1 protein-coding gene is annotated in these 2,199 nt (G+C 75.5%); it reads right to left on the bottom strand.

Annotation, left to right across the window (positions count from 1 at the left end; genetic code table 11):
- Window positions 1-1,148: 1,148 nt before the first annotated feature.
- Entirely contained in the window at window positions 1,149-1,784 is a 636-nt protein-coding gene (locus ACFRCG_RS48395; protein WP_380043044.1) for a hypothetical protein, read from the bottom strand.
- Between the last annotated feature and the right edge of the window lie 415 nt (window positions 1,785-2,199).

Below are 2,199 nucleotides of genomic sequence, written 5' to 3'. Positions count from 1 at the left end.
GGGCGGGAGGGCGTTGCCGCTGCGCGGCACCGGGGTTCCGGTTCCGCTGCGCTCCACCAGTGGCGTAGTGGGTTGCGGCTCCGCTTCGCTCCACCGCCGCCGGGGCGGCCTGGGGGCAAGGATGGGGCCAGGTTCGTGAGAGCCCCCGGAGCGAGGCCGGGGCGCGCTACCGCTACGCGGCACCAGGACCCGAGTTCCACTGCGCTTCACCAGGCACAACGGGTCGCGGCCCGCTTCGCCCCACCGCCACCAGGGCGGCCCAGAGCCCGGGAATGGGGCCGAGTTCGTGGGAGCCTCCGGGTGGGACCCGGGCGCGCTGCCGCTGCGCGGTATCTGGCTCCGGTTCCACTGCGCCCCACCGCTACGAGACGGCCCGGGCCGGGGCAGGGCCAGGTTCGTGAGAGCCCCCGGAGCGAGGCCCGGGGCGCGCTGCCGCCACGCGGCACCAGGACCCGGTTCCACTGCGCTTCACCAGGCGCAGCGGTTGCGGCTCCGCTTCGCCCGACCGCCGCCGGGGCGGCCCAGAGCCTGGGAATGGGGCCCAGGTTCGTGGCTACCCCAGAGCGGGCTCGGGCGCGTTACCGCTGCGCGGCACCGGGTTCCGGTTCCACTGCGCTCCACCACTACCGACGCGGCCCAATACCGGGGCAGGGCCAGGTTCGCGAAAGCCCCCGGACGAGGCCCGGACGCGTTGCCGCTGCGTGGCACCGGGTTTCGGTTCCACTGCGCTCCACCACTACCGATGCGGCCCAATACCGGGGCAGGGCCAGGTTCGCGAGAGCCCCCGGACGAGGCCCGGGCGCGTTACCGCTGCGTGGCACCGGGTTTCGGTTCCACTGCGCTCCACCACTACCGACGCGGCCCAATACCGGGGCAGGGCCAGGTTCGCGAGAAACCCCGGACGAGGCCCGGACGCGTTGCCGCTGCGTGGCACCGGGTTTCGGTTCCACTGGGCTCCAGCACTGCCGATGCGGCCCAGTGCCGGGGCAGGGCCAGGTTCGCGAGAAACCCCGGAATGAGCGCCGGGCGCGACACCGCCACCCGGCACCTGGACCCGGTTCCACTGCGCCCCGCCGCTACCGGCGCGGTCCCGGCCGGGTTCTCGGTTGCCGCCGGGGCGGCGCGGCCCGGGGCCGGCCGGGGCCCTGCTATGCCGCGTTGGGGGTGGTGAATTTGCGGGATCGGAGGGTTGTGATGACCACGTCGGCTACCGCGCCGGCGTCGTGGCCGTCGATGTCGATCACGATCGCGTGTCGGGGGTCGGCCTCGTGGGCCAGGGTCAGGTGGGCCTCGGCTACGCGTTCGAGGGCGCCTCGGCGGGTGAGCCAGCCGCGGTCGTCGGCGGACAGGACGCGCTGGCCGGAGAGGCGGTCGCGCAGGGTGCGGGCCGAGGCGGTCAGGTGCACCGTGACGGTGGGCTCCTCCAGCACCGCCCGGTACTCCGCGACCTGGGCGCTGAGCCGCGTTCCGTCGGCCCGGTAGATCGCCGCCCCGTCGGCGGCGACGCCGGCCGCCCACGTGTGTACGATCACCGGCCCGCTCGGCCGGTGGCGCTTGACCAGCGCGTCGGCCCGCAGCAGGCCGGCCAGGCCCAGGCCGTGTCCGGGACGGGTGTCCAGACGGATCGATTCGGCGCGTCCGGCGATCGGGGTGCAGCCCAGTGCCGCGCCGAGCGTGTCCGCGAGCGCGGCGGCACCCGCCCCGGGTGGGCCCTCGATCGCGATGAACGCGTGGTGGTCGGTGCGCCCGGCGGGAGCGGGCCCTGCGAGCGTGGTCGGGGTCATCGCGTGTCCTGGTTCGCTGGGATGGCCGTCGGTCGCGGACGGACTCGTCCGAGCGTGCGCGCGCACGTCGCCGGCCGTCGCCCCTCCACGGTGCCCGATCCCGGGATGCCCCCGCAGGATCGACCGGGCGAACATCAGGCGACCACGAGGATACCCGTCGGGGCGGCGGGCGATCGAACTCACGGACGACACAGGCCCGTTCACCCCCGCACACCACCCGATCCCGGACCTTCCCGACCCCGGCCCGGGCCTTTGGCCGAGCCCCCTGCCGAGCCCGGGCGCACCCCGCGTCGCCGCCACGCGGGGCCGTCGCCCGTACGGACGAACCCGACGCCGCCTGGGCCGGCGCGTGTCTTCGAACTCCCGTCGGGCTCCGCGGCGTGAGCGCGGCGAGGAGCCCGGCGGGAGTTCGAAG

It is taken from the genome of Embleya sp. NPDC056575, assembly GCF_042793325.1.
Taxonomy (GTDB): Bacteria; Actinomycetota; Actinomycetes; order Streptomycetales; family Streptomycetaceae; genus Embleya.
The sequence above is the reverse complement of the archived record's forward strand: the minus strand, read 5'-3'. Positions and strand labels throughout refer to the sequence as shown.

What these genes read in the sequence shown, in the direction of transcription:
- ACFRCG_RS48395 (WP_380043044.1), bottom strand. Translation starts at nt 1,784, where the DNA reads ATGACCCCGACCACGCTCGCAGGGCCCGCTCCCGCCGGGCGCACCGAC.